Below are 4,733 nucleotides of genomic sequence, written 5' to 3' on the forward strand. Positions count from 1 at the left end.
AATCCCAGAGGATTGTAGTTGATTAATAGTCGATCGAGCCAGATCTGATGGGACAATGATCACAAAACCGATACCCATATTAAAAGTATTAAACATGGCTTCGGCATTAACCGAACCCATCTGGGCTAACCAGTGAAAAATTGGCAAAACTGGCCAACTTTCGCGGTAAATCCGCACAGAATGCCCTTTACCCAAGCAGCGGGGCAAATTTTCCGGGATGCCACCCCCGGTAATGTGGGCCATGGCGTGAATATCTAACCCAGAGCGCAGCAGTTCTAGCACAGGTTTAACATAAAGTCTAGTGGGAGTTAACAAAACTTCACCTAAGCTAGAGCCAGCCAAAATTTCGGGGCAATCTTGCCAATTTAAGCCCTGGGTGTCGATAATCTTACGAACAAGACTAAAACCGTTACTGTGAACCCCACTACTGGCTAAACCGATAGCCACATCGCCGATTTGCACCTTACTGCCGTCGAGTAATTGACTTTTTTCGACAATACCGACGCAAAAACCCGCTAAATCGTACTCTCCCGCCGAATAAAACCCCGGCATCTCCGCCGTTTCCCCTCCCAAAAGAGTACAACCACTATCACGACAGGCCCTAGCGATTCCCGATACCACCGCTGCTAACTGTGACGCTTCCAGTTTACCGGTGGCGAGATAATCCAAGAAAAATAAAGGTTCAGCCCCAGAGGTTAAGACATCGTTGACGCACATGGCCACGAGGTCAATTCCCACCGTATCATGGCAATTGAGACTATGGGCAATTTTCAGCTTGGTTCCCACACCATCAGTTCCCGATACTAACACCGGTTGCCGATAACCGGAAGGTAACTGAAAATAGCCGCCAAAACCGCCTAAACCGCCGATAACTTCGGGACGGAAGGTACTTTCCACATTTTGGCGAATTTTCTCGACAAAAGCGCGTCCCGCTTCCACATCCACGCCCGCTTCTTTATAATCCATGCCCAATTGACCGATTGTATCTCTCAAATTTTACCCAGATTTCGGTCCCATGGGAATTATGAATTATGAATTATGAATTGGGAAGTGGGGAGGAAAGGGTGCGCGAGACGGCCAAAATTGCTGCTTTGACTCGAAGGTGAGAATCCGTCGTAACGCAGCACCTATGATCGACTCATCGACTAAGTAGCTGGTTACAATTAAAGATAAAATACAAAGAACCAGAAGCCTGCGCCACTATCTAACAATTAATTGAGATTGCTTAATTAGGGTTTGCTGAAAAAGTACGGGCGAAGCATTCGGATAGAAAATCTACGGTTTCACCGATAGGTTATTACCCGAATGCTTCGCCCCTACAGGACGCAATCGCCGCTCAAGATGCCAGGTTTTGAAGCACGATTATCTCAAAATCTTGCACCTGTTTCGCAAGAAAAGCCACAAAACTCTTACCTTGCCTACATTTCACATTTATTCAGCAAGCCCTAATTAATTAGGAGTTTAGCAAAATGTCTAACGAAACGGTCACTTATTCCCTTGAGGCTGTCTTGACAAGGATTGAGGGGAAAATCGACTTTTTACAAAGAGATGTCAACGAGCGTTTAAACAAGCTAGAGATAGGACAATCAGAATTAAGAGGGGACATTAAAGCTTTAGATGAGCGACTAACCGCAGAAATTAAAGGGTTAACTGCAAGAGTCGCTTATCAGGAGTTTACCAATCGGGGGATTCTGATAGCTTTGGTTGTTGCCATTTTAGGAGGAGCGGCCAAAATTTTTGGTTTTCTCCCCAATCCTTGACAGCGATCGCATAATGTTTGCAGAAATTAACGCCCAATTGAAACGGCTAAAAAATTAAACTACTTGATCGAATGTCTTTTCTGTCAATCTTCTTGGGGATATTTTTCCCAAAGATCCGTGATTTGGCGAAGACTTTGGAAGTTGCCATTACCGAGGATCAAATGATCTAGGAGAGGAATGGCTAGATAGGTGGCCCCCTGTAATAATTGTTCTGTGAGTAAAATATCGTCTTGACTAGGCACAAGTGACCCGGTGGGGTGATTATGGGCGATAATTAACTTAGTAGCTGATTGTTTCACTACTTCTCGAAAGATTTCTCGCGGATGTACCAGTGTTTCCGTGGCTGTGCCGATAGTAATCACTTTGAGTGCGATTAACTGATTTTTGACATCGAGTAAAATAACTGCGAAACGTTCCTGAGACTGATACATTAGTTCGTGGCCAAGGATAGCGGCAGCGGTATCGGGACTATCGATGACCATTTTTTCCGTCGGTCGTCGTTGAAAAGCTCGTTTTCCCAATTCGATCGCCGCTAGAATAGTAGTAGCCTTAGCAGGTCCAATGCCATGAATAGCGGTTAATTCCTGGGGGTGAATATCCCTCAAAACGTCCAAAGGATCCCGGCGATATTTACTCAATTCGTTGAGAATATGCTGTCCTAAACCCACCGCGGAGAGTTTCCCCTTACCCTGACCTGTAGCTAGTAAAATCGCTAATAATTCGGCGTTACTGAGGTTTTTCGCCCCGACACTGATTAAACGTTCCCTTGGTCTTTCACTGACGGGAATATCGGCAATTCTTAAGCTGTAGGTCATGGAAGTGGCAAGCTACCGCGATAAAATTCCATCATAATCGCAATTTTAGTCAGTGCCTAGAGGGATTTGGTGGGTAAATCAAGGGAAAAAACTCTCCTTACCGATAGCGAATTCCCGCATCTTCGAGGCGCTGTAAAGCTTCCCCTAATCGCGGGATATCGGCGATTAAACTGACGCGCACATAACCTTCCCCTCCCTCTCCAAAAGCATTGCCCGGAGTGACAACGACACCGGTTTTTTGCAAAACAGTAAGGGCGAAATCCGTGGAAGTCATGCCGACGCTACAGGGAACCCAGAGATACATTGTCGCCTTAGAGGGGGGAATATCCCAACCTAATTGCGCCAAACCTTTGATGAAAAAATCTCGTCGCTGCCGGTATCTTTCCTGTACTTGTTTGACGTATTCATCCGGCAGTTGTAGGGCGGTTTCGGCCGCCTTTTGGATGACGGAAAAGATACCATAATCGAGATTGGTTTTCAGGGTGCGTAACCCTTGAATAATATCGGAATTGCCCACGACAAAACCGACGCGCCACCCGGCCATATTATAGGTTTTCGAGAGGGTATGAAATTCCACACTAATCTCTTTTGCCCCCGGAATTTCTAATAAACTGGTGGGCTGATAACCATCAAAACTTAATTCAGCATAACAGAGATCGTGGACGAGCATAATCTCATAGTGCTGGGCCCAAGCAACGATTTTTTCAAAAAATTCTCGGGGGGCAACGGCGGCCGTGGGGTTACTGGGATAGTTAAAATAGAGGATTTTCGCCTGTTTAGCCACATCTTCGGGGATAGAATCGATATCTATCAGCCAATCCTGTTCTGCTTTTAAAATGATCGGGTATAGCGTCGCCCCAGCAATCAAGGGACCGCGAAAATGGGCGGGATAGGCGGGACTGGGAACTAAGACCACATCGCCGGGGTTAACATAAGCCAAAGCCAGGTGGGATAGGCCCTCTTTGGAACCTAGCAGCGGTAAAGCTTCGTTATCGGGATTGAGTTCCACACCATAACAGCGATCATACCATTTAGCGATCGCTTCTCGGAAACTGGCGGTTCCTTCAAAGGGTGGATAACCGTGAAATTGGGGGGTTTCAAAAGCTTGAATGGCCGCTTCGATAACTGGACGCGGGGCAGCACCGTCCGGGTTGCCCATACCTAAATCGATTAAATCTAGTCCTTCTTTGCGGGCTAAGGCTTTTAATTCATCCAAGCGGGCGAAAACGTAGGGGGGTAAGGCACTTAATCGCTTGGCGCGGCTATTCGTCCAATCTACACTCATTACTTCTTGGCTTACTGATCGAGGTAATCTAACATTATGACACGAGTGTATGGCTAATTTAGCAGTCAGTTATTAAGCTGACTTCTTTGTGCCTCAATATTGCTAGAATTGCCTGACATCGGAGATGGAGAGCCAAACTAAGGTAATCTGATTAATAGAGGCCCAAAATTACTGATAGCCCCAGCATTACCCCCATTCTTCGCCATTATCGGCCGGTAAGTCCTGACTCCTCACTCCTCAATTCTTTTGTAAAATATGACTGCGATCGCTGTTCAGATAACTTCTATTTTACCCCCCGACACGACAGTTATTACCTGGCAACAAGTGCCAAAAGAGGAACAAGAAAGATTATCAAGGGCAATTAGGGGCAAAAGTCCTGAAATTATAGTTTATCCCGCTAATACAACCGCTTTATCCTCTCTGGTGCGTTTTACCAACGAAAATCGTCTGTCTTTACTGGCCTACGGTCAAGGCAGTAAATTAGATTGGGGTGGGTTAGTCGAGTCGCCCGATATTTTAGTCAGTACCCAAAATCTCAACCGGATTATTGACCATGCTAGGGGAGATTTAACTATAACCGTGCAAGCTGGGCTTAAACTAGCGGATTTACAGGCTTTTTTAGCTCCTAGCGGTCAATTTCTTCCTCTTGATCCCAGTTACGCCGATAATGCCACGATTGGCGGTATTATAGCCACAGCCGACGCGGGAACATGGCGGCAAAGATACGGTGGTGTCCGGGATCTGATCCTAGGATTCTCCTTTATCCGTCACGATGGCGAGATTGCTAAAGCTGGAGGGCGTGTGGTCAAGAATGTGGCGGGATACGACATGATGAAGCTATTTACGGGTTCCTACGGCACTTTAGGGATTATC

The 4,733-nt window shown here is 46.2% G+C and carries 5 protein-coding genes; 2 read left to right on the forward strand and 3 right to left on the reverse strand.

The window, feature by feature from the left end; all coding sequences use genetic code 11:
* Nucleotides 1–966: phosphoribosylformylglycinamidine cyclo-ligase (gene purM, locus PX481_RS00330; RefSeq protein WP_288093054.1), on the reverse strand; the 966-nt coding region annotated here is incomplete at its 3' end.
* Between the two features lie 503 nt (nucleotides 967–1,469).
* Between purM and PX481_RS00335 the strand changes: the two genes are divergently transcribed.
* On the forward strand, nucleotides 1,470–1,760 hold the full coding sequence (locus tag PX481_RS00335; RefSeq protein ID WP_002761044.1) for a DUF4164 family protein: 291 nt from the start codon (nucleotides 1,470–1,472) through the stop codon (nucleotides 1,758–1,760).
* A gap of 83 nt (nucleotides 1,761–1,843) precedes the next feature.
* Here the strand turns inward: PX481_RS00335 and radC are convergent, their stop codons facing one another.
* Entirely contained in the window at nucleotides 1,844–2,575 is a 732-nt protein-coding gene (radC, locus tag PX481_RS00340) for a RadC family protein (protein ID WP_002753303.1), read from the reverse strand.
* Nucleotides 2,576–2,672: 97 nt separating this feature from the next.
* Nucleotides 2,673–3,860 carry an aspartate aminotransferase gene (locus tag PX481_RS00345; protein WP_002761041.1) on the reverse strand — a complete coding sequence of 396 codons (1,188 nt, stop codon included), beginning with the start codon at nucleotides 3,858–3,860 and terminating at the stop codon, nucleotides 2,673–2,675.
* A 255-nt stretch (nucleotides 3,861–4,115) separates the two neighbouring features.
* Here PX481_RS00345 and PX481_RS00350 point away from each other — a divergent pair.
* Nucleotides 4,116–4,733: FAD-binding oxidoreductase (locus PX481_RS00350; RefSeq protein ID WP_288093053.1), on the forward strand; the 618-nt coding region annotated here is incomplete at its 3' end.

The sequence above is a fragment of the Microcystis sp. M53603_WE2 genome, from assembly GCF_030065435.1.

Bases quoted from the DNA above. Each gene is read 5' to 3' on its own strand.
- PX481_RS00335 (WP_002761044.1), top strand. From the start codon at position 1,470: ATGTCTAACGAAACGGTCACTTATTCCCTTGAGGCTGTCTTGACAAGG.
- radC (WP_002753303.1), bottom strand. From the start codon at position 2,575: ATGACCTACAGCTTAAGAATTGCCGATATTCCCGTCAGTGAAAGACCA.
- PX481_RS00345 (WP_002761041.1), bottom strand. From the start codon at position 3,860: ATGAGTGTAGATTGGACGAATAGCCGCGCCAAGCGATTAAGTGCCTTA.